Source organism: Rhodanobacter sp. G1 (assembly GCF_055397855.1).
The window spans coordinates 3,279,021-3,302,690 of record NZ_AP039674.1 but is presented as its reverse complement, the minus strand read 5'-3'; the positions used below and the strand labels follow the sequence as shown (position 1 = coordinate 3,302,690).

Genomic DNA, 23,670 nt, shown 5'->3' with positions numbered 1-23,670 from the left:
GGCGGAACCGCCCGGCGGGGGCGGGTGACCATTATGACGACAGCGGCCGGGCGAGGTTCACGGCGCGACGTTCGCCCGCACCCAGTCCAGGTACGCCGCATGGCCGAGTTCGACCGGCAGCGCGATCAGCTCGGGCAGCTCGTAGGGATGCAGTTCCAGCAGGCGTGCCTTGAGCGCCTCGAAGCGCTCGGCCGTGGTCTTGATGAGCAGCAATTCCTCACCATCGGTGTGCACTTCCCCCTGCCAGCGGTAGGTGGAAAGCACGCCCGGCAGGCGGTTGACGCAGGCGGCCAGCCGTTCGCCCACCAGCGCTTCCGCCAGTTTTTGCGAGCTGGCGGCGTCGGGGCAGGTGCACAGACACAACAGGATAGCGGGGTCGGTCATGGCGGCGGCCGGCGGGTCGGGCGGCCCACGGTAGCAGACGCCTCTTGAAACCCGCCCGCACCCGCCCCATCCGCCGTTCCAGGGTCGGAACCCGCCGGATCGGGCTTGCCGTCACTTGCGGCGGAGGGGCTTGAATCGCCAGAATTGGCACTCATCTTTGACGAGTGCTAACAGCGGCCCGCGGGCCGGCCTGTCAGTCCTCAACCTTTTCCGTCAACACAGCTTGGGAGCCACCCATGAGCAAACTGCGTCCGCTGCACGACCGCGTCATCGTCAAGCGCCTGGAAGAGGAGCGCGTCTCCGCCGGCGGCATCGTCATCCCCGACAGCGCCACCGAGAAGCCCACCCGCGGCAAGGTGATCGCCGCCGGCACCGGCCGCATTCTGGAAGACGGCAACGTCCGTCCGATGTCGCTGAAGGAAGGCGACGTGGTGCTGTTCGGCAAGTACGCCGGCCAGGAAATCAAGATCGACGGCGAAGAGCTGGTCTTCCTGAAGGAAGACGACATCGTGGCGGTGATCGAGGGCTGAGCGCGCTGATCGCGCTCGCCCGTCGCTTGAAGCCTGCTTCGGCAACGCTTTCGAAACGACAAACCCCTTTCCTTAATTTCAAAATTTTTGAGGCAAAAATTTTATGGCCGCTAAAGAAGTCCGCTTCGGCGAAGACGCCCGCTCGCGCATCCTGAAGGGCGTGAACACGCTCGCCAACGCCGTCAAGGTCACCCTGGGCCCGAAGGGCCGCAACGTCGTGCTGCAGAAGAGCTTCGGCGCCCCCACCGTCACCAAGGACGGCGTGTCCGTGGCGAAGGAGATCGAGCTGGCCGACGCCTACGAGAACATGGGCGCGCAGATCGTCAAGGAAGCCGCCTCCAAGACCTCCGACAACGCCGGCGACGGCACCACCACCGCCACCGTGCTGGCCCAGGCGTTCATCCGCGAGGGCATGAAGGCCGTCGCCGCCGGCATCAACCCGATGGATCTGAAGCGCGGCATCGACAAGGCCGTGATCGCCGCCGTGGCCGAGCTGAAGAGCCTCAGCAAGCCCACCGCCGACGACAAGGCGATCGCCCAGGTCGGCACCATCTCCGCCAACTCCGACAGCGCGATCGGCGACATCATCGCCACCGCGATGAAGAAGGTCGGCAAGGAAGGCGTGATCACCGTCGAGGAAGGCTCGGGCCTGGAGAACGAGCTGGACGTGGTCGAGGGCATGCAGTTCGACCGCGGCTACCTGTCGCCGTACTTCATCAACAACCAGCAGAGCCAGCAGGTCGAGCTGGAAGACCCGTTCATCCTGCTGTACGACAAGAAGATCTCCAACGTGCGCGAGCTGCTGCCCGTGCTCGAAGGCGTGGCCAAGGCCGGCAAGCCGCTGCTGATCGTCGCCGAGGAAGTGGAAGGCGAGGCGCTGGCGACCCTGGTGGTCAACACCATCCGCGGCATCGTCAAGGTCGCCGCCGTCAAGGCACCGGGCTTTGGCGACCGCCGCAAGGCGATGCTGGAAGACATGGCCATCCTCACCAACGGCCAGGTGATCTCCGAGGAAGTGGGCCTGCAGCTCGAGAAGGCCACCGTGGCCGACCTGGGCCGTGCCAAGAAGATCGTGGTCACCAAGGAAAACAGCACCATCATCGACGGTGCCGGCGAAGCCGAGAAGATCCAGGCCCGCATCAAGCAGATCAAGGCGCAGATCGAGGAGACCTCCTCCGACTACGACCGCGAGAAGCTGCAGGAGCGCGTGGCCAAGCTGGCCGGCGGCGTGGCGGTGATCAAGGTCGGCGCGGCGACGGAAGTCGAGATGAAGGAAAAGAAGGCCCGCGTGGAAGACGCCCTGCACGCCACCCGTGCGGCGGTGGAAGAAGGCGTGGTGCCGGGCGGCGGCGTGGCGCTGATCCGCTCGCTGAAGGCCATCGAGAGCCTGAAGGGCGACAACGAGGATCAGAACCTCGGCATCGCCATCACCCGCCGTGCGCTGGAAGCCCCGCTGCGCGAGATCGTGTTCAACGCCGGCGCCGAGCCGTCCGTGATCGTCAACCAGGTCAAGGAAGGCAAGGGCAACTACGGCTACAACGCCGCCACCGGCGAGTTCGGCGACATGATCGAGTTCGGCATCCTGGATCCGACCAAGGTCACCCGCTCGGCGCTGCAGTACGCTTCCTCCGTGGCCGGCCTCGCCATCACCACCGAGGCGATGGTGGCCGAGCTGCCGAAGAAGGAAGAGCACAACCACGGCGGCGCCCCCGGCGGCATGGGCGGCATGGGCGGCATGGATTTCTGATCCGGCCCCGGCCGTTCGCCCTGAGCCTGTCGAAGGGCAAGCACCACGAAAAACCCCGCTTTGGCGGGGTTTTTCTTTAGGAAAGCCCTGATTTTGCTCGTCATCCCAGCGAAGGCTGGGATCCAGCGCCTGTGGTTCATGGAATACAAAGGCGCTGGATTCCTGCTTTCGCAGGAATGACGGGTGAGAAGGCGGTTGATCAGAGCATCCTTAGTGCCGCTTCCTCGGAAGAGAGCAGGGCATCGCCATTTGCTAGCATTCCCCGGATGCCCCGCACCCCTCTCGACATTCTTCGCAACGTCTTCGGTTATCCCGGCTTCCGCGGCCAGCAGCAGGCCATCGTCGAACACGTGGCGGAAGGCGGCGACGCGCTGGTGCTGATGCCCACCGGCGGCGGCAAGTCGCTGTGCTACCAGATTCCCGCGTTGCTGCGGCAGGGCACCGGCATCGTGGTCTCGCCGCTGATCGCGCTGATGCAGGATCAGGTGGACGCGCTGCGCGCCGCGGGCGTGGCGGCGGCCTACCTCAACTCCAGCCTCGACGCGCAGGCGCAGCGCGAGGTGGAGCGGCAGTTCATGGCCGGCGAGCTGGATCTGCTCTACGTGGCGCCGGAACGCTTGCTTACCTCGCGCTTCCTCGGCTTGATGGAGCAGACGGAAATCGCGCTGTTCGCCATCGACGAGGCGCACTGCGTGTCGCAGTGGGGCCACGACTTCCGTCCCGAGTACCGCGAACTCACCCTCCTGCACGAGCGCTTCCCGCAAGTGCCGCGCATCGCGCTCACCGCCACCGCCGACCCGTGCACGCGCGAGGAGATCGTGGAGCGGCTGGCGCTGCGCGAGGCGCGCCAGTTCGTCTCCAGCTTCGACCGGCCCAACATCCGCTACCGCGTGATGCTGAAGTACAACCCGCGCACGCAGCTGATGCAGTTCATCGACGGCCACCGCGGCGCGGCGGGCATCGTGTACGCGCTCAGCCGCAAGAAGGTGGACGACACCGCCGCGTGGCTGGCCGAGGCCGGCATTGAGGCCTTGCCGTACCATGCCGGCCTCGACGCCGCCACGCGCGCGAAAAACCAGCAGCGCTTCCTGCGCGAGGACGGCGTGGTGATGGTGGCCACCGTCGCCTTCGGCATGGGCATCGACAAGCCCGACGTGCGCTTCGTGGCGCACCTCGACCTGCCGCGCAGCATGGAAGGCTATTACCAGGAGACCGGCCGCGCCGGCCGCGACGGCCTGCCTGCCGAGGCGTGGATGATCTACGGCCTGGCCGACGTGGTGACGATGAGCCAGATGATCGCGCAGTCCGAATCGGCGGACGAGCGCAAGCGCATCGAGCGGCAGAAGCTGGAATCGCTGCTGGCCTACGCCGAGGCCACGCGCTGCCGGCGCGAGCTGCTGCTGGGCGCGTTCGGCGAGGACTACCACGGCCCCTGCGGACGCTGCGACAACTGCGTGGAACCGCCACGCACCTGGGACGCCACCGTGCCCGCGCAGAAGGCGCTGTCGGCGGTGTACCGCAGCGGCCAGCGCTTCGGCGCCGGCCACGTCATCGACATCCTGCGCGGCGTGGACAACGAACGCATGGGGGCGCTCGGCCACGACAAGCTGAGCACCTTCGGCATCGGCGCCGACATGGACGAGAAGGGCTGGCGCTCGGTGTTCCGCCAGTTGCTCGCCGCGGGTCTGCTCGCCACCGACGCGGAAGGCTACGGCACGCTGCGCCTCACCCCCGCCAGCCGCGCCGTGCTCGGCGGCGGCGAGCGCGTGCTGCTGCGCGAGGACGCCAAGCCGCAGCGCTCCGCGCGCCGGCGCCGCGACAGCCAGCTCGTCACCGGCGCCAACCTCGGCATCGAGGCCTACGAGCAGCCGCTGTGGGATGCGCTGCGCGCCCTGCGCACCCAGCTCGCGCGCCAGCAGGGCGTGCCGCCCTACGTGGTGTTCCACGACGCGACCCTGCTCGCCATGCTGCGCGCGATGCCCGCGAACGAGGGCGAGCTGGCCCAGGTCAGCGGCGTGGGCGAAGCCAAGCTCGCGCGTTACGGGCGCGATTTCCTCGCGGTGATCAACGCGGCGGAGTGAATCCCGCGCGGCGCGCTTGTGCGCGTCGCCGAATCTCCTTACAAGGGAAGCCGCAGCGCACGCACGGACCATTGCCGGGGAACGCCCATGCACGAAGCACCGCTCATCGCCACCCTCGTCAGCGGCATCGTGCTGGCCTTCGTGTTCGCCGCGCTGGCGCATCGGTTGAAGCTGCCCGCACTGGCCGGCTACCTGCTGGCCGGCGTGGTGGTGGGGCCGTTCACGCCGGGCTACGTGGCGGACGGCCACATCGCGCACGAGCTGGCCGAGGTCGGCGTGGTGCTGCTGATGTTCGGCGTGGGCCTGCATTTCTCGCTGAAGGATCTGCTCTCGGTGAAGTCGCTCGCCATCCCCGGCGCGCTGGGGCAGATGGCGGTGGCCACCGTGCTGGGCGTGCTGCTGGGCTGGGCGCTGGGCTGGCCGTTCGCGCAGGGCTTCGTGTTCGGCCTGGCGCTGTCGGTCGCCAGCACGGTGGTGCTGCTGCGTGCGATGGAAGAACGGCGACTGCTGGAAACCGAGCGCGGCCGCATCGCGGTGGGCTGGCTGATCGTGGAAGACCTCGCCATGGTGCTGGCGCTGGTGCTGCTGCCCGCGGTGGGCGGCGCGCTGGCCGCGGGGCAGGGCGTCTCGTTCGGCGCGCTGGCCGGCACCGTGGGCATCGCCATCGGCAAGGTGATCCTGTTCGTGGCGTTGATGCTGGTGGTGGGCGCGCGGCTGATCCCGTGGCTGCTCGCGCGCGTGGCGGTCAGCGGCTCGCGCGAGCTGTTCCGCCTCGCCGTGCTGGCGATCGCGCTGGGCGTGGCGTTCGGTGTCGCCGGCCTGTTCGGCGTGTCGTTCGAGCTGGGCGCGTTCTTCGCCGGCATGATGATGGGCGAGTCGAAGCTGGCGCACGACGCGGCCGAGGAAACGCTGCCGCTGCGCGACGCTTTCGCCGTGCTGTTCTTCGTCTCCGTCGGCATGCTGTTCAACTACCGCGTGCTGCTCACCGAGCCGCTGGTGGTGCTGGCGGCGCTGGCGATCATCGTGCTGGGCAAGTCGCTGGCAGCCTTGCTCATCGTGCTGGCTTCGCGGCGGCCGCTGCGCACCGCGCTCACCATCGCGGTGAGCCTGGCGCAGATCGGCGAGTTCTCCTTCATCCTGATCGGCGTGGGCGTGGCGCAGCACATGGTGTCGAAGGAGGCGCAGGATGTGCTGCTGGCCGCGGCCATCGTCTCCATCCTGCTCAACCCGCTGCTGTTCAAGCTGCTCGACCGCGCCAAGCCGTGGCTGGACGCGCGCGAGGCGGCGATGAATTCCGCGGCGGCGCTGCGCGACGAACCGGTGTCCGAGCAGGCCGGCGATCTTTCCGGCCACGTCGTGGTGGTGGGTTACGGGCGGCTGGGGCGCCTGCTGTGCGACGAGCTGCGCGCGCACGGCAGCCCGCTGCTGGCGATGGAGATGGAACACGAGCGCGTGGAGGCATTGCGCGCGCAAGGCATCCGCACGATCTCCGGCCAGGCCTCGCGCGACGAAGCCCTGGCCGCCGCCAACCTTGGCGCGGCAAAGGCGCTGCTGGTGACCGTGCCGGATGCGTTCGAGGCCGGCGAGATCGTGCGCGTCGCGCATCGGCTCAATCCGGGATTGACGATCTGCGCGCGGGCCAGCTCGGGCGCGGCCGTTGCGCACCTGCACGGACTGGGCGCGGATTTCGTGGTGTCGGGCGAACGCGAGATGGCGCGCGGCATGCTCGACCGGCTCTCCATGGACGCGGCGGAAGCAGCCGCGAGCTGAGCGTCAACCGGCCAGCAACCAAGTCCTGTCGTTGGCGCAGGCTTGCGCCAATCGTGCCGGCGGTTCAGCCAGGTAGCGCCATTCGTCCAGCGTGGAGGGCAGCCGAGCACGCGGGCAGCTCGCTTGCAGATATACCAGCGCGGCGGCCGCATCGTCGTGCCGAGCCAGCTCGCAACCTTCCAGCAGGCTGCGCCAGCGCCGCCCATGCCGCACGATGCGGAACAGGCCGAACTTCGAGGGAGCGACGTACTGCGCAGGCATGGTCGGAACGTTTGCAGGACGATGCGCGAAAGTCTCGTCGCCATGTGTGGCGTGCTGGTGATCTGCGGGTGGCAGCGCAGTGACAGTCCGGAAAGCGGCAGACGACGTGGTTGTGCCCGGTTTGCCTGGCACGCGGCCCTGACGCAGCGCCTGCGAAGCCGATGCAACGCTGAGCGTGTTGGCCAGCGCCGAGCCTGAGAGGCTCGCGCGCGGACTGCACAAAGGTATCCTGGCGCTGGAGCGCAAGTGCGCTGAGGGACGTGGCGACGAGCTGCTCACCCGAGAGCGTGAGGTGTGTGCCCCGTGGCGTACTGCATCCGAGACACTGCCGGCTCTTCGTGCGGCCCTTGCGGATCTGGAGCGCGAACATGACCTCGCTCACTGATCGCCTGGCCAAGCTGGAGGAGCGCATGGGGCAACAAGACCCCTGCGCGTCATCTGCGTCGACGAGCATGCTGACCACGACGAGGCGGTGCAGTGCTAGCGGCAGGAGACCGGCTGCCACGGCATCGTGGTGGCAATGGGAGAGGTGGACATGACGCTGCGAATGTCCGAGCCGCTGCGAGGTGGCAAGTCTGCGTCCTCAGCGATGCGGCAGATCCAACGATCAGCGATGGCGAGATCCCTTCAGATCCCTGGGGTTCACAGGTGCGTGGCCCGAGTGCGCTGGATTACGTACAAATTGCTTTGTCGATTGGAACCGCGTCGCATGGTCGACGACGACCCCGACCTTCTTACCGGAATACACGGAGTGGATATCGGCAACAGTCAAGGTCGGTGGCGATGTGCTCATTCGAGTGGCCTGCGGTATGGGATGAACCACCGACCATACTCGCTATTCCCCGGTCACGTTCGGAGCAAGTGCCCTATGCGCCACACCAAGACACTCTGCAAGTGTGCGTAGAACTGTGCATAGCAAAAAGGGCAGCGACTGCGAAAGTCGTTGCCCTTCAAGGTCTTGCGAGAATCCAATGGTGGCCGGGGACGGAATCGAACCGCCGACACGGGGATTTTCAATCCCCTGCTCTACCAACTGAGCTACCCGGCCAGAGCCGCGCATTAGACCGAATGCGCGGCTTGCCGTCAAGACTCGGCGTCGGGCGGGGTGTAGCCGGGCGCCTGATCCACCTCGCCGCCGAACAGGAATTTCTCCATCTGCTCGGCCAGGTATTTGCGCGCGGCGGGATCCAGCGGGTTGAGCCGGTTCTCGTTGATGAGCATGGTCTGGTGGGCCAGCCATTCCTGCCACGCGGGCTTGGAGATTCCGGCGTAGATGCGCTGGCCCAGCGGGCCGGGCCAGGGGGCGAAGTCGAGGCCTTCGGCGTCGATGCCGAGTTTGACGCAGTGGACGATGCGGCTCATGCGGTGGATCCTTCGAGGTTCTGCAGCAGCTTGCGCACGGGTGCGGGCAGGCCGAGTGCGGCGAGGTCGCTGGCGTCGCACCAGCGCAGCCCCGGATTGTCGGCGATGCCGCGCGCGGCCGCCGCGCCGTCGAACAGCAGCGGTTCGACGCGCAGCTTGTAGTGGCTGAACACGTGGGTGAAAGGGACGAGCGGCTGCGCATCGTCGATGCGCGCGTGCTGTCGCGCGTGACGCCACGCGGCGTCGATGTCCGTGGCCTCGGGCAGGCTCCACAGGCCGGGCCACACGCCCTGCGGGCCGCGCCGTTCCAGCAGCACGCGGCCGTGCGCGTCGCGCAGGATCAGCATCACGGTTTCGCGCGTGGGTGTGATCTTCGCTGGCTTCGGCGACGGCAGTTGCGCGACGAGGCCGTCGCGCAGGGCGACGCAGTCCGCGGCCAGCGGGCAGGCTTCGCAGCGAGGCCTGGCGCGCGTGCACACGGTGGCGCCCAGATCCATGATCGCCTGTGTGTAGTCGGCCACGCGCGTGGCCGGCGTGTGCGCATCGGCATGCTGCCAGAGCAGCTTCTCCACCGCGCTTTCGCCGGGATGGCCGTGGATGCCGTGGTAGCGCGCCAGCACGCGCTTGACGTTGCCGTCGAGGATGGGGAAGCGCAGCCCGTGCGCCTGCGCGAGGATGGCGCCGGTGGTGGAGCGGCCGATGCCGGGCAGGGCGGCCAGCGCGTCGAAGTCGTGCGGCAGTTCGCCGCCGTGGCGTTCCACGCAGAGTTGGGCGGCGCGATGCAGGAAGCGCGCGCGGCGGTAGTAGCCCAGGCCGGACCACAGCGCGAGTACCTGGTCTTCCGGCGCGGCGGCGAGGTCGCGCAATGTCGGTAGCGCGGCGACGAAGCGCTCGAAGTAGCCGATCACGGTGGCCACCTGGGTCTGCTGCAGCATGGTTTCCGAAAGCCACACGCGGTAGGCATCGCGCCGGCCGTCGGATGACGCGCTTTGCCAAGGCAGGTCGTGGCGGCCGTGGTCATCGAACCACGCCAGCAGGGCGGCGGCGAACGGTTTCACTTGGCGGTGCCGTTGGCGCCCGGTTTGGCCGGCGCGCTGCTGGCGGCGGCGGGTGCGCTGGCGTCGGCCTGCACGCTGAGGCCGGTGATGGACAGGTTGCCGATCTGCACCTTCGCCAACTGCAGCGTGCCGTTGCCGGGCGGCAGGCCGGGTTGCGGGGGCGCCTGGGCGCCGGTTGCCGAGCTCAGCGCGTTCCACCAGCGGGCGAGCGCCAGCGGCGGCAGGCTGAAGTCGGCATGGTTGTCCGGGCCTGACAGCTTCAGGTGCAGCAGCAGCGGGTCGGTCTGGTTGGCGGGCGTGAGCGTGAGCGCGATGTCGTGGCTGTCGGCCTTGGCCTGCTTGAACTTGCCGTCGAGCCGCGCGGTCGCGTTCGCCGCGCCGCGCCAGCGAGCGCGGCCGTGCAGCACGAACGTGGTGCTGTTGTTCTGCGAAAGATGCAGCTGGATGTCGTCCAGTTGCAGCACGCCGGCCTGCATGCGTGGCGTGGTGGCCAGGCGCAACTGCAGCGGCGCGCCCGAGGTGGTGGTGGCCGACATGTAGAGCAGGAACGGGCTGTCGGGCGCCAGCGTGCCCGCGGTCAGCGCGACGTTGTTGAGCAGCAGCCGGTCGCCATGCACCACGCTGCCGTGTTCGACCCTGATGCCGGTATCGATGCGCGGGATCGCGGGTGCGGCATCCGCGGGCAATGGCGGTTGCGCGGCGAGCCAGCTTTGCAGGGCGTCCAGATCCACGCGCGGCCCGTCGACTTCCATCTGTGCGATGGCGACGGGGCCGCCGAGCAGGGTGCGCCACGGCAGCACCAGCCGGCCGCTGGATGCCAGCAGGATAGGAGTGTCCTCGCCATCGGCACTGATCGTGATGCCGCGCAGATCCAGCGCCGGGCGCGGGAACACGGTGGGGCTGGCGGGGTTGTCCAGGTTCAGCACGAGGCCGGCCTGCCGCGCCTGCGCCTGCAGCATCGCGGTGAAGCGTTCGGGCCGCAGCAGCAGGTAGGCCGAGAACGCCAGCACCAGCAGCACGGCGACCGCCAGCACGCTCGCGGCCATCAGCAGGCGTCGCAGCCGAGGTGTCACGTCAGGCCCGCATCAGCCGTGGCCGGCCGCGGGCAGCAGGCCGTCGACGAAGGCGGCGGCGTCGAACGCGCGCAGATCGGTGGCGGTCTCGCCCAGGCCCACGAAGCGGATCGGCAGGCCGAACTCGCGCGCCAGCGCGAACACCACGCCGCCCTTGGCGGTGCCGTCGAGCTTGGTCACCACCAGGCCGGTGACGCCGACGATCTGGCGGAACTGGCGCACCTGGTTCACGGCGTTCTGGCCGGTGGTGCCGTCGATCACCATCAGCACCTCGTGCGGCGCCTCGGGGTCGAGCTTCTTCAGCACGCGGGCGATCTTGCCCAGCTCGTCCATCAGGCCGCCCTGCGTGTGCAGGCGGCCGGCGGTGTCGGCGACGAGCACGTCGGCGCCGCGCGAGCGGGCGGCCTGCAGCGCGTCGAAGATCACGCTGGCGGCGTCGGCGTCCTGGCCTTGCGAGATCACCGGCACGCCGTTGCGCTCGCCCCAGGTCTTGAGCTGCTCGACGGCGGCGGCGCGGAAGGTGTCGCCGGCGGCCAGCAGCACGTTGCGGCCTTCGTCGCGCCACCTGCGGGCGAGTTTCCCGATCGTCGTGGTCTTGCCCACGCCGTTGATGCCCACGGTGAGCACCACGAAGGGCTTGTGGCCGGAAGGATCGAGCGGCTGCTGCACCGGCTTGAGCAGCGCCACCAGCGCGTCGCGCAGCGCGTTGCGCAGTTCGGCCGCGTCGGCGAACTCGCGCTTGTGCATGCGCTGGCGCAGGCCCTCCACCAGCGCGGTGCTGGCTTCCACGCCCACGTCGGCGGTGATCAGGGTGGTTTCCAGCTCGTCGAGCAGGTCGTCGTCGAGCTTGGGATTGCGGCCGAACAGCGAACCCAGCCCACGGCCCAGCGCGCTGCCGGCGAGGCGTTCGCGCCAGCCACGCCTGGAGGGTGCGGTTTCGGCCGCTTCGCCGGCAACGGTTTCGACGGGCACCTCGACCGGGGCGGCGGCTTCCGGCACTGCGTTCGCCGCAGGCGCGTCGGGCGCGGTGCCGTGCGGAGTCCCGGCAGCCTTCTTCTTCCAGAAATTGAGCATTGCGGAGGCGATTCAAAGACAATGGGCGGCATGCTAACACCCCCATCCGTACCGGCCGCTGAGCCGGGGTCGGCCGCATGAGCGGCCGCATCCGCGTCATCGGCGGCAGCCTGCGCAATTCGCGGCTGGACGTGCCCGAACTGCCCGGCCTGCGGCCTACGCCGGAGCGGGTGCGCGAGACGCTGTTCAACTGGCTGGCGCCGGTGATCGAGGGTACGCGCGTGCTGGATCTGTGCGCTGGCACGGGGGCGCTGGGCATCGAGGCGCTGTCGCGCGGCGCGGCAGCCGCCACTTTCGTGGAACCGGATGCAGGCGCCGCGCGGGCGCTGCGCGACAATCTCGCGCGGCTCAAGGTCGCCGGCGGCGAGGTGGCGGCGACGGATGCGCAGGGCTTCCTGCGCGTCGCGTCGCGGCCGTTCGACCTGGCTTTTCTCGATCCGCCGTTCGCGGCCAACCTGTGGAGCGCGCTGGCGCAGGGCCTGGAGCAGGGCGGCTGGCTGGCCGAACGGGCATGGGTCTACCTGGAGTCGCCGCGCGACATGGCGCCGGCCGTGCCCGCGGGCTGGTCGCTGCACCGCGAGGGGCGGGCCGGCGAGGTGCGTTTCGCGCTCTATCGGCGTGCGCTTCCGTTAAGCTAAGGGTAGCTCCCACAGCATCCCCGGCTCGTGAACCAAACTTCCGGCAATCCCCGCCTGGCTGTCTATCCGGGCACCTTCGACCCGATCACCAACGGCCACGCCGACCTGGTGGCGCGCGCCGCGCCGCTGTTCGAGCGCGTGGTGGTGGCGGTGGCCGAGAGCCCGAACAAGGGCAAGGGCCCGGGTTTCAGCCTCAACGAGCGCATCGCGCTGGCGCGGCTGGCGCTGGCCGACCTGCGCAACGTGGAGGTGTGCGGCTTCGATTCGCTGCTGGCCGACTTCGTGGCCGAGCTCGGCGCGGGGGTGATCCTGCGCGGCCTGCGCGCGGTGTCGGATTTCGAATACGAGTTCCAGCTGGCCAGCATGAACCGCCACCTGATCCCGCAGGCGGAGACGCTGTTTCTCACGCCGGCGGAGCAATACAGCTTCATTTCCTCGTCGCTGGTGCGCGAGATCGGCCGCCTGGGCGGCGATATCTCCGGTTTCGTGCATCCGGCGGTGCAACAGGCCATGCGGCAGCGCTGGCACAAGGGCCGCAACGCCCATCCCAAGCAACCCGAAACAGAAGGTGACCATCATGCGTAAGTTCGCTCTCATCGCCGCCATCGCGCTGGCCGCCGGCCTCGCCCTGGGCGGTTGCTCGAAGGGCTCGGATCAGGATCAGCAGGCCGCGCAGCAGGCCAAGGCGGTCACCAAGCCCACCGACGTCAACGACGCCAAGGCGTGGCAGGCCTACCTCGGCCCGCTGGTGCAGAAGAACCTGCAGGGCATGGCGGCGCAGCAGCCGTACGTCTACTTCGTCACCCCCGGCCAGACCGACGACGACAAGGCGCAGAACGGCCGCCAGCTGGACAACGTGCAGGGCACGGTGGCGCGCGGCGTCACCCCGGGCAACCTGCTGGCCTTCGTCGGCCCGGTGTCTGCCACCACGGCCGACATGGTGGTGGCGGCGTTCAAGGATGCCCAGCCGGGCACGTTCAAGGACGTGATCGTGCTGTTCATCGGCGACCAGGCCGACGAGCAGCGCGTGGCCGACGCGGTGAAGGTCACCGGCGCCACATTCCGCTTCGTGCAGATGTGATGGATGGCGTGCGGCGACGGCGCCACGCCGTCGCCGCACCACGCGAAACAACGATGTCCCTGAAAATCCTCGACACCTGCGTCAACTGCGACGTCTGCGAACCGGTCTGCCCGAACAAGGCGATTTCGCTGGGCGAGGAGTACTACGTGATCGACCCGGCGCTGTGCACCGAGTGCGTCGGTCACCACGACGAGCCGCAATGTATCGAGGTGTGCCCGGTCGAGTGCATCATCGTCGACCCCGGGCATGTCGAGTCGCATGAAGCGCTCGAACTCAAGTACCGCCACCTGATGAGCCAGGAGCCTGCCCCATGAACTTCTCCCTGCATGGCCGTGCCCTGCTGCTCGGCCTGTTGTTGACCAGCGGCGCGGCGTTGGCCGCCGATGGCGCGCCGAAAACCGCGCCGGCCGCCGCCAGCGCGCAACCGGCGCAGCGGCCCGGCCACGCCGGCATCGCCAGCGCGAACTTCCTCGCCACCAATGCCGGTTTCGAAGTGCTGGCCAAGGGCGGCAACGCGTTCGACGCGGCGGTGGCGGTGGCCTCCACGCTGTCGGTGGTGGAGCCGGAAAGCTCCGGCCTCGGCGGCGGCTTCATGGCCACGCTGCACATCGCCAAGGGCGACCGCGACGCGTTCATCGACGCGCGCGAGACCGCGCCGATGGCGGTGAACCCGAAGGATTACCTCAACCCCGACGGCACGCCCAACCGCGACGCCGCACTGAAGGGGCCGCTCTCCGCCGGCATCCCCGGCGAGCCGGCCGGCCTGGTGCTGCTGGCGAAGAAGTTCGGCAGGTTGCCGCTCAGCGTGTCGTTGCAGCCCGCGATCCGCATCGCGCGCGAGGGCTTCAAGCCCGATCCGCGCCTGCTGGGCTCGATCAAGGACGAACAGAAGAATCTCGAACGCTGGCCCGCTTCCGCCGCCAAGTTCCTGCCCGGCGGCCAGCCGCCGGCCGCAGGCGCCATCTGGCGCGATCCGGAGCAGGCGCGCACCTTGGAGCTGATCGCGCAGAAGGGCGACGCCGGCTTCTATCGCGGCGAAGTGGCGCAGAAGCTGGTGGACGCGGTGCATGCCGCCGGCGGCAACTGGACGCTGCAGGATCTGGCGAACTACCGCGCCAAGGAGCGCGCGCCCATCGTCGTCGACTACCAGGGCTACCGGATCGTCACCGCGCCGCCGCCGTCCTCGGGCGGCGTGGCCATCGCCGAGATCCTCAACATCCTGCGCGGCTACGACCTCGCGAAGATGGATCAGGCGCACCGCGTGCACTACATCGTCGAGGCGATGCGCCGCGCGTTCCGCGACCACAACGACTATCTCGGCGACCCCGACTTCGTGCAGATGCCGCTGGCGATGCTGCTGTCGCCGTACTACGCCGACGGCCTGCGCCAGAGCATCCTGGCCGACCAGGCCACGCCCTCGTCCATGCTGCCGCATGAGACGGCGCACGATCCGGGCATGCACACCACGCATTTCTCCATCATCGACAAGGACGGCAACATGGTGGGCATCACCTCCACCGTGAACTACGTCCTCGGCTCCACCTTCGTCGCCAAGGGCACCGGCGTGCTGCTCAACGACGAGATGGACGACTTCGCATTGGTGCCGGACAAACCCAACGTGTACGGCCTGCTGGGCAGCAAGGCCAACGCGCCGGCGGGCGGCAAGCGCATGCTGTCCTCGATGTCGCCCAGCCTGGTGGTGGGCAAGGATCGCAGCGCGGTGATCGGCTCGCCCGGCGGCTCCACCATCATCACCCAGGTGCTGGAAGGCATCCTGCATTTCATCGATGGCCAGAGCGCGCAGCAGATCGTGGCGGACAAGCGCTACCACCACCAGTTCCTGCCCGACGTGGTGTACGTGGAGGACGGCGTGTTCGATGCCGCCACCAGCGCCGAATTGCAGAAGATGGGCTACACGCTCAAGCCGCGCGAACCCTGGGGCTTCATGAACGTGGTCACCTGGGATCACAAGACCAACACGCTCGACGCCGCCAGCGATCCGCGCCGGCCGTCGGGGCTGGGCAAGGTGGAGTGATTCTTCGGTCATTCCGGCCTTCGCCGGGATGACGGGCAAAGGCGGCGTGTGGCGATGTTCGGATTCGAGGTTTTCGACGTGGAGCTTTTTTCGATTCCCGGCAACTCCCAGCAGCTCGACGGCGGCGCCATGTTCGGCAACGCACCGAAGGCGATGTGGTCGCGCTGGATCGCGCCGGACGGGCAGAACCGCATTCCGCTGGCCTGCCGCTGCCTGCTGGTGAAGGGCGTGACGGTGGACGGCGTGCCCGGCCGCAACGTGCTGTTCGAGACGGGCATCGGCGCGTTCTTCGAGCCCTCGCTGCGCGAACGCTACGGCGTGGTGGAGGATCGCCACGTGCTGCTCGATTCGTTGGCGGCGGTGGGCCTCACGCACGAGGACATCCACGCCGTGGTGCTGTCGCACCTGCATTTCGACCACGCCGGCGGCCTGCTCGCCGCGTGGCAGGAAGGCCAGCCGCCGCGCCTGCTGTTTCCCAACGCCACCTTCGTGGTGGGTGCGGCGCACTGGCAGCGCGTGCTGAAGCCGCATCCGCGCGACCGCGCCTCGTTCATTCCCGAATTGCCGCAACTGCTGCTGGACAGCGGCCGGCTGGAGCTGGTGGAAGGCGAGCGCTCGAAGGCGCTGGGCGACGCGGTGCGCTTCAGCTATTCGGACGGCCATACGCCGGGCCTGATGCTGGCCGAGGTCGGCGGCGTGGTGTTCTGCGCCGACCTGATCCCTGGCCGAGCCTGGGTGCACCTGCCGATCACCATGGGCTACGACCGTTTCCCCGAGAAGCTGATCGACGAGAAGCGCGCCTTCCTCGACGACAAGCTGGCGCGCGGCGTGCGGCTGTTCTTCACCCACGACCACGCCTGCGCCGCGGCGCGCGTGGTGCGCGACGAGCGCGGACGCTACGGCTGCGCGGACGAATTGCCGGAGCTGCACGGGAGCCTCGCCTGATGCGCGCCATCGCCCTGCCGCGCAGCGTGCTGGCCATCGCGGCCGGCGCGGTGCTGCTGGTGCTGGCCGTCGCGCTGGCGGTATCGACCGAACGCAGCGAGGAAGGCTACCGGCTGGCGCTGCGGCAGCATGGCGGCGCGGTGCTGGATCTCGGCGGCAACGCGGAGCCGCAGCCCGATCTGCAAGGCAAAATGGTGCGCGTCAGCGGCACGCCGCACGTGGTGGCGCCGCCGCTGGACAGCGACTTCAACCAGCAGGCGGACACGCCGCTGCTGACGCGCAACGTGGCGATGTTCCAGTGGCGCGAGCTGCGCCTGGGCGACAGCGTCACCTACGAAATGGACTGGTCGGATACGCCGCAGGACGCCAGCCGCTTCGCGCAGATGAACGGCCACATCAACCCCGGCCCGTTCCCCATCCAGGCCCAGCGCTTCGTGTCCGAGAGCGTGCAGCTCGACGGCTTCACGCTGGATCCGGCGCTGGTGCATGCGCTGCCGGGCAGCGAGCCGGTCGCGCCCGACATGAAGTCGCTGCCGGGCAACCTCGCGGCCAGCTTCGCGCTGCACGACGGCGCCCTGGTCACCAGCGCCGTGCCGGGCGATCCGCGCCTGGGCGACCTGCGCGTGAGCTGGAGCGAGGTACCCCTGCAGCAGGTCACGATCATCGCCCGCGTGGACGGCGACCGCCTGGTGGCGGTGCCGAACGCCGACGACGGCAAGGGCTACGAGGTGAACGTGGGCGACAGCGCGCTGCTGGACATGCGCCCCGACATGGCGGCGCAGCCCGCGCTGACCTGGCCGCTGCGCGTGCTCGCCGTGCTGCTGGCGGCGCTGGGCGCGGGCCTGCTGCTGGCGCGCGACGCGAAGCGCATCGATCCGCTGGCCGCGCTCGGCGGCGGCCTGCTCGCGGTGGGCGCGTTCGCCGCGCTGCCGTGGCTGGGCGGCAGCGCGGTCGCCGTCGCTGCATGGTTCGCGGTCGCGCTGGCTGGCCTCGGCTTGCTGCTGTGGCGGCGCCGCGCTTCGCGGCGCTGATATCTCCGTCCGCGAAATGCCCGCATCGCGCCTGCGGCAAGCCCGCCGCGTCGGCGATGCTGCGCGACCGCCTTCACGGAGAACCAGCATGCACCAGCGACTGCCCGTCATCGCCGCTTTGGCGCTGGCCCTGATCCTGCCTTCGGCGCATGCCGCGCAAGCCGGGGCCGGCATTCCGCACAGCCAGTGGAACGCGCCGCAAAAACCGTTCCGCATCTACGGCAACACCTGGTACGTGGGGCCGCACGGGCTGACCTCGCTGCTGCTGGACACCGGGCGGGGGCTGGCGCTGTTCGACGGCGACCTGCCGGAATCCGCGCCGCTGATCGAGGCGCACATCCGCGAACTCGGTTTCCGCGTGCGCGACGTGAAGTGGATCCTCAATTCGCACCCGCACGCGGATCACGCGGGCGGCATCGCCGCGCTGCAGGCCGCCAGCGGCGCGCAGGTGCTGACCAGCACGGCAGGCGCGCGCGAACTCGCGCTGGGCGGTGCCGACCGCAGCGATCCGCAGTTCGGCGCGATGCCCTACTACCCGCCGGTGAAGCGGGTGCGCGTGGTGCGCGATGGTGAAACCGTGCAGTTGGGCAAGGTCGCGGTCACCGCGCACTACACGCCGGGCCATACGGCCGGCAGTACCTCGTGGACGTGGACTTCATGCGAAGGCCGGCGCTGCTTGCGCATCGCCTACGCCGACAGCCTCAGCGCCGTCAGCGCCCCGGACTACCGCTTCGTCGACCACCCCGCCTATGTCGCCGGGTTCCGCCGTGCCATCGCCACCGTGGCCGCGCTTCCGTGCGACGTCCTGCTCACCCCGCATCCCGACGCCAGTGGTTTCTGGGAAAAGGTCGCCAAGCGCAAGTCGCCCACGGACGTGGCGCCGCTGGTCGATGGCCAAGCCTGTCGCGACTACGCGGCCGACGCAGGGAAGAACCTGGATGCACGGCTGGCGAAGGAGCGCGCGAAGCGTTGATCCACGCGTGCTTCCCCTGAGGGTCTGTTCAATATCTCCAATATCTCCGTGCTGTTCACGCCGGCAACCTTTCGAGCGAAGGCTTCAATTGCGCCCGTTAGTGTTTTGTGCACCTTGCAGCATCCGTCCGCATCAGGATGACGATGGCGAGTGTCCTCAGTTCCCAGATATGGTGCGGTGTGGCCGCAGTGAAGCTCGTGTCGCGAGGCGTTGATCCAACCTCCTCGACACGACCTGCTTGTAGTGCCGGCGGATTGAATCAGGCCGTTTCTCTTGGTTCCTTCTCTTTAGGCCAGTAAAGAGAAGGGACTCGGGCGCCGGAAGGCGACCGAAAGCCCGCCGCAGGCGAGCCAGTGTGCGGAATCGAAAGGTTGTCGCGAGCACCCGCCCCTCACCCTAGCCCTCTCCCCGATGGGGAGAGGGAACTTGCCCCGTGCTTGTCCGCGGCAGACGACCACGGAGCTTTGTCCCTTGCGACAATTGCAAAATCACCCAGCCGCAAACCGGAAAAGGCTGACAGGAGATTTTGAGCAGGCCCCGGGTGCTTCATTCCTTGCCGTAGCGCTGCCGCAGCAACTCGAACAGTGCGCGCAGGCCCATCGCCTCGCCGCCGCGCGGGCGGCCGGGGCGGTCGGCGTCGTTCCAGGCGTAGGTGTCCAGGTGCAGCCAGGGCAGGCCGTCCGGCACGAAGCGTTCCAGGTACAACGCGGCGGTGATCGCGCCGGCGTGGCGCGAGGGGCCGGCGTTGGCGAAGTCGGCGAGGTAGGAATCCAGCATCTTGCGGTACGGGCGCCACAGTGGCAGCCGCCACAACGGGTCGTCCACCGCCTTGCCGGCGGCCAGCGCGCGCTCGGCCAGCGCGTCGTCGTTGCCGAACAGCGCAGGCAGGTCGGGCCCCAGCGCCACGCGCGCGGCGCCGGTGAGCGTGGCGAAGTCGATGATGAGTTCGGGCTGCTGCTCGGCGCCGTAGGCCAGCGCGTCGCACAGCACCAGCCGGCCCTCGGCGTCGGTGTTGTCGATCTCCACGCTGTGGCCGGCGCGCGTCACCACCACCTCGCCGGGGCGCAGCGCGTTGCCGCTCACCGCGTTCTCCACCGCGGGCACCAGCAAGGTGAGGCGCACCGGCAGCTTCGCCTGCATCACCAGTTGCGCCAGCGCGATGGCGTGCGCGGCGCCGCCCATGTCCTTCTTCATCCAGCGCATGCCGTCGCTTGACTTGAGGTCGAGGCCGCCGGTGTCGAAGCACACGCCCTTGCCCACGATCACCAGCCTGGGGTGCTGCTCCTTGCCCCAGGCGAGCTCCACCAGCCGCGGCGCGCGATGGCTGGCGCGGCCCACGGCATGGATGGTGGGGAAGTTGGCCTTGAGCAGTTCGTCGCCCACCCACTCGCGCACCTTCGCCTTGTGCGCCTTGCCGAGCCGCTTGATCGCGTCGCCGAGCTGCTCGGGGCCCATGTCCTCGGTGGGCGTGTTGACCAGGTCGCGCACCAGCGCGGTGGCCTCGGCCAGTGGCTGCACGGCGGCGAGCGTGGCGGCGTCCACCGCCAGCGTGGCCGGCGCACGCTTGGCCTTGCGGTAGCGGTTGAACTGGTAGGCGCCCAGCGCCCAGCCCAGTGCGGCTTGCGCCTGGTCGAGGCGCAAGCCTTCGGCGGCGAGCTGGTAGGTGCCTTCCGGCAGCGTCGCCGGCAATGCGGCGAGCGCGGCCAGCGGGGCCTCCGCATCCACGCCCACCAGCACGCGCACGGGCTTGCCGTGCGCGTCGGCGAGCAGGATCGCGCTGCCGGGCTTCGCGTCGAAGCCGTTCGCCTCCAGCCAGCGGCGCTGCGCGGCGTCCAGCCGTTTCTTCGCGGCGGCGAGGTGGCGGGCGTCGGTGGCCTCGATGGCGATGCGGTGGCGGGGAGCGGCGGAGTGGTCGAGCAGGACGGACATGGACGGCCTCGTGGCGTGCGTGCTTCGCAGCCGCCAATGATGCGCCCATGTGGCCGCGCGGTCACGTCGCGGCGTGCGCTTCCAGCCAGTCGGCGAGTTCGCCGAGGTCGTGCAGCTCGAGTTCGGGCGGTGCGCCCAGCGCCTCGGGCCAGGCTTCGCCGTGGCGGTTGATCCATGCCGCGCGCAGGCCGGCGCGGTGCGCGCCGAGCACGTCGAGTTCGGGATCGTCGCCCGCATGCAGCACTTCGTGTGGCGCCGCGCCGAGCCGTGTGGCGGCGGCGAGGAAGATGCGCGGATCGGGCTTGGCCGCGCCCACGTCGCGCGAGCAGACGTGGTGGGCGAAGTGCGCCTGCACGCCGGTGCGCGCGAGGTCGGCGTTGCCGTTGGTGAGGCTGGCCAGCGGCCAGCGCGCGGCGAGGCGTTGCAGCGCGGGCAGGCTGTCGGGCCAGAGCTCCACCGCGTTGCGCGCGGCGAAGTAGATCTCCCACAGCGTGTCCAGCGGCGCGTCGGCGATGCCGCAGGAAGCGAAGACGTGCTGCTGGGTGAGCCGGCGCTGGGTGGTGAAGTCGTGGGCCAGGTCGGGCCGCGACTCGGCCACCTGCGCGCGCAACGCGCGCATGGCCGGGATGGGCCATGCGCGGGCCACCTCGGGCCAGTGTTCGCGCAGGTAGTCGTCCACCGCACGATCGGCGAGTTCGAGCGCCGGCAGCACCGGCCACAGGGTGTCGTCGAGATCGAGCGTGACGGCGCGGATCGGCACGGCGTCGGGTGTCAGTCGCGGCTGACCTGCAGCGACTGGCCGAGCCGGATGTTGTCGTTCTTGAGGTGGTTCCAGTCGCGCAGGTCGGCCACGCTCACGCCGTTCCTCTCGGCGATGACGGACAGGGTGTCGCCCTTGGCCACGGTGTAGGTCTTGGCCGCGCCACCTGCGCTGGCGACGGTCGCCGGCTTGGCGTTCGCCGCATTGCGGCTGTCCATCGCGGCGCGGGCGATGGCGGTGCGCTCCGAGGTCGGGGCGATGGCGGAGGCGGCGGCGTAGCTCGCGCCGGGCGCGGAGATCGGCGGGGCGGCCGGCGCCTTGGCCTTGCTGTCGGTCGCTTCGGCGAACAGCGTGTCGCGGCGCGGCTGATCCTTCGCCACCAGTCCGATGCCATCTTCGTACGGCAGCACCGAGTGGTTGCGCAGCACGGCCTTGGCCTTGTCGGTCTGCAGGTAGTCGAGGAACTCCTGCACCGCGGCGGCCTTGGCGCTGTTCGGGTTGCTCACCAGGTACAGCGGCGCGTACAGCGGATAGCTGCCGTCGGCGATGTTCGCCACGCTGGGCGCGACGTCGTCGATCGGGATGGTGCGCAGCTTCGGGTTGCCGCTGACGTCGGCCAGCGTGGACAGGCCAAGGCTGTTCGGATCGAGCGCGACGCCTTGTTCCAGCGCCTCGGTGTTGAGATAGAAGCGCGACGCGGAGATCTGCTGGTCGCCGCGGCCGAACAGCAGGCTGCGCAGGCTGTATTCCAAGCCGTCGTTGGGGCTGATCACCGCGTACAGGTCGATCGGCGCGTCCACGCCGCCCACGTCCTTCCAGTTCCTGATGCGGCCGAGGTAGATCTCGTGCAGCTGGCGCGCGGTGAGGTTGCGCACCGGGTTCGACGGGTTGGCGATCATCACCAGCGCGTCCCACGCCACCGGCGTGAAGACGAGGCGGTTGTTCTCGGGGCTGCCGTCGCCGGGGCGCGCGCTGCCGCCGATGTCGGCGGTGCCGCCGGCCACCGCGTCGATGCCCGAGGCGGTGTTGAACGGCTGCAGTTCGATGCGGCCATGGCCGCTGCGCTGCCACTCCTTCGCGATGTTGTCCATCACCGCGCGGCCGGTGGTGACGTCGCCGCGCCAGATCAGCGTGGATTTGCTGGCCTTGCTGCTGGCGGCCGCCTTGTGGCGGACGGCGGCATGGGGCGTCGATTTCGTCGCGGCAAGCGCGGGGACGGCGAGGCAGGCGCCGAGCAGGAGGACAGGCAACAGGCGGACAGCACGAACGGACATGGCGGTGGAATACCCCGACAGGATTGGATGGCGAAGGAGCGAGGGCGGCGGCGCGTGATCCCGGCCGGCGCACGAAAGTGGACGAACGTCGGTTATTTCAGCGGCTGGGGTGGAAAACATCAAGCGCGCACCCGCGCCATTGCGACGCAGGCACGCCCACATGCGTGCGCCGCTTCACGTTGCGCGCCATGCGTCGCCGCATGGCGCGCGGCCATCGTCGCCCGCTGGCGACGGCGCCCAGCCTGTCACCCATTCATTGAACGAGGACGTAATGCGTGCCCTCGTCGTCGGCCACCACCAGCGCGAGCTGGCGCGGCCGCACGCCGGCCAGCTCGCGCAGCATGCGCAGGTCGGTGATGCGCATGTTGTCCACGCCGATCACCACGTCGCCGGCGACGAGGCCCGCGGTGGCGGCATGGCTGTCCGGCCGCACCGCGCTCGCCACGACGCCGTACAGGCCCTGGTTGCGCTGTTCCTTGCTAAGTTCGGTGAAGGTGACGCCGGCGAGGCGGGGATCGAGCCGGGCGCCGTCGATGCTGGCGAGCTGCTCCGGGCGCAGCACGGCGCTGACTTCGCGCGCCTTGCCGTTCCGCAGCACGCCCAGCTTCACCGTGCTGCCCACCGGCAGCAGGCCTTCGGCGTTGCGCAGGTCGTCGACGCTGCGCAGCGGCTTGCCGTCGACCGAGGTGAGCACGTCGCCGGGTTGCAGGCCGGCCTGTTCGGCGGGCGAGCCGGCGTCCACGCCGGCCACCACCACGCCGTGATCCTGCGCGAGGCCGAGCAGGCGCGCGATGCGCGGCGTGACGTCCTGCGACTGCAGGCCCAGCGTGCCGCGCTGCACCTTGCCGTGCGCGATCAGCTGCCGCATCACCTCGCTGGCGAGGTTGCTGGGGATGGCGAAGCCGATGCCCACATTGCCGCCCGAAGGCGAGAAGATCATGGTGTTGATGCCCACCAGCTGGCCGCGCAGGTTCACCAGCGCGCCGCCGGAGTTGCCCGGGTTGATCGAGGCGTCGGTCTGGATGAAGTTCTGGTAGCGCCCCGAGCCCGAGGATTCCGGGCCGAGGCCGGAGCGGCCCAGCGCGGAGACGATGCCCGAGGTCACCGTTTCGCTGAGCCCGAACGGCTCGCCCACCGCCACCACGTAGTCGCCCACGCGCAAGGCTGAGGAGTCGGCCACCGGCAGCGCCTGCAGGCCGGTGGCGTGGATCTGGATCACCGCCACGTCGGTGTCCGGATCGGTGCCCACCAGCCTGGCCTTGAACGTGCGGCCGTCCTGCAGGGTCACGGTGATGTCGTCGGCGCCGCCCACCACGTGGTTGTTGGTGAGGATGTAGCCCTTGGCCGCGTCCACGACCACGCCCGAACCCAGGCTCTGCTCCACCCGTTCGCGTGGCGTGGCCGGCAGGCCGAAGAACTGGCGGAACACCGGGTCGTCGAAGTACGGGTTGCGCACCTGCACGCGCGTCTTGCTGGAGATGTTCACCACCGCCGGCGTCACGTGTTCCAGCATCGGCGCCAGCGAAGGCATGGGCTGGTCGCCCACGGCGGGCGGCATGGCGGCGCGGCTGGCGATGGGCAGGGCGACGCCGACGAGCAGCGCGCAGGCGCCGGCAAGACGGAGCGGGAAACGGGGCGAGCGGAACGACATCGGACTTCTCCTG

The 23,670-nt window shown here is 69.5% G+C and carries 22 protein-coding genes and 1 tRNA gene; 12 read left to right on the top strand and 11 right to left on the bottom strand.

The genetic code is table 11. The annotated features are described in order from the left end of the window. Positions 1–57: 57 nt before the first annotated feature. Positions 58–384 carry a divalent-cation tolerance protein CutA gene (gene cutA, locus ACZ5Z2_RS14635; protein ID WP_464759336.1) on the bottom strand — a complete coding sequence of 109 codons (327 nt, stop codon included), beginning with the start codon at positions 382–384 and terminating at the stop codon, positions 58–60. Positions 385–620: 236 nt separating this feature from the next. Between cutA and groES the strand changes: the two genes are divergently transcribed. The 4 genes from groES (at position 621) to ACZ5Z2_RS14615 (ending at position 6,512) form a co-directional block, all read left to right on the top strand. Continuing rightward, complete coding sequence (gene groES, locus ACZ5Z2_RS14630; protein WP_049623107.1) at positions 621–914, top strand: co-chaperone GroES; 294 nt, start codon at positions 621–623, stop codon at positions 912–914. A 103-nt stretch (positions 915–1,017) separates the two neighbouring features. After that, complete coding sequence (gene groL, locus ACZ5Z2_RS14625; RefSeq protein ID WP_464759335.1) at positions 1,018–2,661, top strand: chaperonin GroEL; 1,644 nt, start codon at positions 1,018–1,020, stop codon at positions 2,659–2,661. A 266-nt stretch (positions 2,662–2,927) separates the two neighbouring features. Further along, on the top strand, positions 2,928–4,742 hold the full coding sequence (gene recQ / locus ACZ5Z2_RS14620; protein ID WP_464759334.1) for a DNA helicase RecQ: 1,815 nt from the start codon (positions 2,928–2,930) through the stop codon (positions 4,740–4,742). A gap of 87 nt (positions 4,743–4,829) precedes the next feature. Then, a complete protein-coding gene (locus ACZ5Z2_RS14615) occupies positions 4,830–6,512 on the top strand; it encodes a cation:proton antiporter domain-containing protein (protein WP_464759333.1) in 1,683 nt (560 codons plus the stop codon). A gap of 3 nt (positions 6,513–6,515) precedes the next feature. Here ACZ5Z2_RS14615 and ACZ5Z2_RS14610 read toward each other — a convergent pair whose 3' ends face one another. From ACZ5Z2_RS14610 to ftsY, 6 genes are all read right to left on the bottom strand, one after another. After that, a complete protein-coding gene (locus tag ACZ5Z2_RS14610) occupies positions 6,516–6,773 on the bottom strand; it encodes a hypothetical protein (RefSeq protein ID WP_464759332.1) in 258 nt (85 codons plus the stop codon). A gap of 972 nt (positions 6,774–7,745) precedes the next feature. Continuing rightward, a tRNA-Phe gene (locus ACZ5Z2_RS14605) sits at positions 7,746–7,821 on the bottom strand. 35 nt (positions 7,822–7,856) lie between these two features. Beyond that, entirely contained in the window at positions 7,857–8,135 is a 279-nt protein-coding gene (locus tag ACZ5Z2_RS14600; protein ID WP_464759331.1) for an oxidative damage protection protein, read from the bottom strand. Beyond that, positions 8,132–9,193, bottom strand: coding sequence for an A/G-specific adenine glycosylase (gene mutY, locus ACZ5Z2_RS14595; protein WP_464759330.1), 1,062 nt, complete (start codon positions 9,191–9,193; stop codon positions 8,132–8,134). The genes ACZ5Z2_RS14600 and mutY overlap by 4 nt, the downstream gene beginning before the upstream one ends. After that, positions 9,190–10,266, bottom strand: coding sequence for an AsmA family protein (locus ACZ5Z2_RS14590; protein ID WP_464759329.1), 1,077 nt, complete (start codon positions 10,264–10,266; stop codon positions 9,190–9,192). Before ACZ5Z2_RS14590 ends, mutY begins: the two co-directional genes overlap by 4 nt. Before the next feature lie 12 nt (positions 10,267–10,278). Continuing rightward, positions 10,279–11,340, bottom strand: a complete 1,062-nt coding sequence (gene ftsY / locus ACZ5Z2_RS14585; protein ID WP_464759328.1) for a signal recognition particle-docking protein FtsY — start codon at positions 11,338–11,340, stop codon at positions 10,279–10,281. A gap of 77 nt (positions 11,341–11,417) precedes the next feature. On the opposite strand from ftsY, the gene rsmD reads away from it, so the two are divergent. The 8 genes from rsmD to bla all read left to right on the top strand — a co-directional run bounded on the left by rsmD (position 11,418) and on the right by bla (position 18,043). Beyond that, positions 11,418–11,978, top strand: a complete 561-nt coding sequence (gene rsmD / locus ACZ5Z2_RS14580) for a 16S rRNA (guanine(966)-N(2))-methyltransferase RsmD (RefSeq protein ID WP_464759327.1) — start codon at positions 11,418–11,420, stop codon at positions 11,976–11,978. Between the two features lie 27 nt (positions 11,979–12,005). Further along, positions 12,006–12,563: a pantetheine-phosphate adenylyltransferase gene (gene coaD / locus ACZ5Z2_RS14575; RefSeq protein WP_464759326.1), complete on the top strand. Its 558-nt coding sequence runs from the start codon at positions 12,006–12,008 to the stop codon at positions 12,561–12,563. Continuing rightward, positions 12,556–13,059 carry a hypothetical protein gene (locus ACZ5Z2_RS14570; RefSeq protein WP_464759325.1) on the top strand — a complete coding sequence of 168 codons (504 nt, stop codon included), beginning with the start codon at positions 12,556–12,558 and terminating at the stop codon, positions 13,057–13,059. Before coaD ends, ACZ5Z2_RS14570 begins: the two co-directional genes overlap by 8 nt. 53 nt (positions 13,060–13,112) lie before the next feature. Beyond that, the gene (locus ACZ5Z2_RS14565) at positions 13,113–13,373 is read left to right on the top strand and encodes a YfhL family 4Fe-4S dicluster ferredoxin (RefSeq protein WP_464759324.1); all 261 of its coding nucleotides are present in this window, start codon (positions 13,113–13,115) and stop codon (positions 13,371–13,373) included. Beyond that, on the top strand, positions 13,370–15,094 hold the full coding sequence (ggt, locus tag ACZ5Z2_RS14560; protein ID WP_464759323.1) for a gamma-glutamyltransferase: 1,725 nt from the start codon (positions 13,370–13,372) through the stop codon (positions 15,092–15,094). Before ACZ5Z2_RS14565 ends, ggt begins: the two co-directional genes overlap by 4 nt. Positions 15,095–15,172: 78 nt before the next feature. Next, complete coding sequence (locus ACZ5Z2_RS14555) at positions 15,173–16,039, top strand: MBL fold metallo-hydrolase (RefSeq protein ID WP_464761717.1); 867 nt, start codon at positions 15,173–15,175, stop codon at positions 16,037–16,039. Then, positions 16,039–17,070 (top strand): TMEM43 family protein, encoded by a 1,032-nt coding sequence (locus ACZ5Z2_RS14550; RefSeq protein ID WP_464759322.1) that lies wholly within the window; start codon positions 16,039–16,041, stop codon positions 17,068–17,070. The genes ACZ5Z2_RS14555 and ACZ5Z2_RS14550 overlap by 1 nt, the downstream gene beginning before the upstream one ends. 88 nt (positions 17,071–17,158) lie before the next feature. Beyond that, complete coding sequence (gene bla / locus ACZ5Z2_RS14545) at positions 17,159–18,043, top strand: subclass B3 metallo-beta-lactamase (protein WP_464759321.1); 885 nt, start codon at positions 17,159–17,161, stop codon at positions 18,041–18,043. A 546-nt stretch (positions 18,044–18,589) separates the two neighbouring features. On the opposite strand, the gene ACZ5Z2_RS14540 is transcribed toward bla, so the two are convergent. The 4 genes from ACZ5Z2_RS14540 to ACZ5Z2_RS14525 form a co-directional block, all read right to left on the bottom strand. Beyond that, on the bottom strand, positions 18,590–19,972 hold the full coding sequence (locus ACZ5Z2_RS14540; protein ID WP_464759320.1) for a leucyl aminopeptidase family protein: 1,383 nt from the start codon (positions 19,970–19,972) through the stop codon (positions 18,590–18,592). A gap of 61 nt (positions 19,973–20,033) precedes the next feature. Further along, positions 20,034–20,732 carry an HAD family hydrolase gene (locus ACZ5Z2_RS14535; protein WP_464759319.1) on the bottom strand — a complete coding sequence of 233 codons (699 nt, stop codon included), beginning with the start codon at positions 20,730–20,732 and terminating at the stop codon, positions 20,034–20,036. A gap of 11 nt (positions 20,733–20,743) precedes the next feature. Continuing rightward, a complete protein-coding gene (locus ACZ5Z2_RS14530) occupies positions 20,744–22,006 on the bottom strand; it encodes a LysM peptidoglycan-binding domain-containing protein (protein ID WP_464759318.1) in 1,263 nt (420 codons plus the stop codon). Between the two features lie 253 nt (positions 22,007–22,259). Beyond that, positions 22,260–23,657: a DegQ family serine endoprotease gene (locus ACZ5Z2_RS14525; protein ID WP_464759317.1), complete on the bottom strand. Its 1,398-nt coding sequence runs from the start codon at positions 23,655–23,657 to the stop codon at positions 22,260–22,262. Positions 23,658–23,670 lie beyond the last annotated feature (13 nt).

Excerpts from the sequence above, each read along its gene's own strand:
- ACZ5Z2_RS14615 (WP_464759333.1), top strand. The coding sequence starts at position 4,830 with ATGCACGAAGCACCGCTCATCGCCACCCTCGTCAGCGGCATCGTGCTG.
- ACZ5Z2_RS14600 (WP_464759331.1), bottom strand. The coding sequence starts at position 8,135 with ATGAGCCGCATCGTCCACTGCGTCAAACTCGGCATCGACGCCGAAGGC.
- ACZ5Z2_RS14530 (WP_464759318.1), bottom strand. The coding sequence starts at position 22,006 with ATGTCCGTTCGTGCTGTCCGCCTGTTGCCTGTCCTCCTGCTCGGCGCC.
- ACZ5Z2_RS14610 (WP_464759332.1), bottom strand. The coding sequence starts at position 6,773 with ATGCCTGCGCAGTACGTCGCTCCCTCGAAGTTCGGCCTGTTCCGCATC.
- rsmD (WP_464759327.1), top strand. The coding sequence starts at position 11,418 with ATGAGCGGCCGCATCCGCGTCATCGGCGGCAGCCTGCGCAATTCGCGG.
- ACZ5Z2_RS14540 (WP_464759320.1), bottom strand. The coding sequence starts at position 19,972 with ATGTCCGTCCTGCTCGACCACTCCGCCGCTCCCCGCCACCGCATCGCC.
- groES (WP_049623107.1), top strand. The coding sequence starts at position 621 with ATGAGCAAACTGCGTCCGCTGCACGACCGCGTCATCGTCAAGCGCCTG.
- recQ (WP_464759334.1), top strand. The coding sequence starts at position 2,928 with ATGCCCCGCACCCCTCTCGACATTCTTCGCAACGTCTTCGGTTATCCC.
- groL (WP_464759335.1), top strand. The coding sequence starts at position 1,018 with ATGGCCGCTAAAGAAGTCCGCTTCGGCGAAGACGCCCGCTCGCGCATC.
- ACZ5Z2_RS14550 (WP_464759322.1), top strand. The coding sequence starts at position 16,039 with ATGCGCGCCATCGCCCTGCCGCGCAGCGTGCTGGCCATCGCGGCCGGC.
- ACZ5Z2_RS14565 (WP_464759324.1), top strand. The coding sequence starts at position 13,113 with ATGTCCCTGAAAATCCTCGACACCTGCGTCAACTGCGACGTCTGCGAA.
- ggt (WP_464759323.1), top strand. The coding sequence starts at position 13,370 with ATGAACTTCTCCCTGCATGGCCGTGCCCTGCTGCTCGGCCTGTTGTTG.
- cutA (WP_464759336.1), bottom strand. The coding sequence starts at position 384 with ATGACCGACCCCGCTATCCTGTTGTGTCTGTGCACCTGCCCCGACGCC.
- ACZ5Z2_RS14570 (WP_464759325.1), top strand. The coding sequence starts at position 12,556 with ATGCGTAAGTTCGCTCTCATCGCCGCCATCGCGCTGGCCGCCGGCCTC.
- ACZ5Z2_RS14525 (WP_464759317.1), bottom strand. The coding sequence starts at position 23,657 with ATGTCGTTCCGCTCGCCCCGTTTCCCGCTCCGTCTTGCCGGCGCCTGC.
- ftsY (WP_464759328.1), bottom strand. The coding sequence starts at position 11,340 with ATGCTCAATTTCTGGAAGAAGAAGGCTGCCGGGACTCCGCACGGCACC.
- bla (WP_464759321.1), top strand. The coding sequence starts at position 17,159 with ATGCACCAGCGACTGCCCGTCATCGCCGCTTTGGCGCTGGCCCTGATC.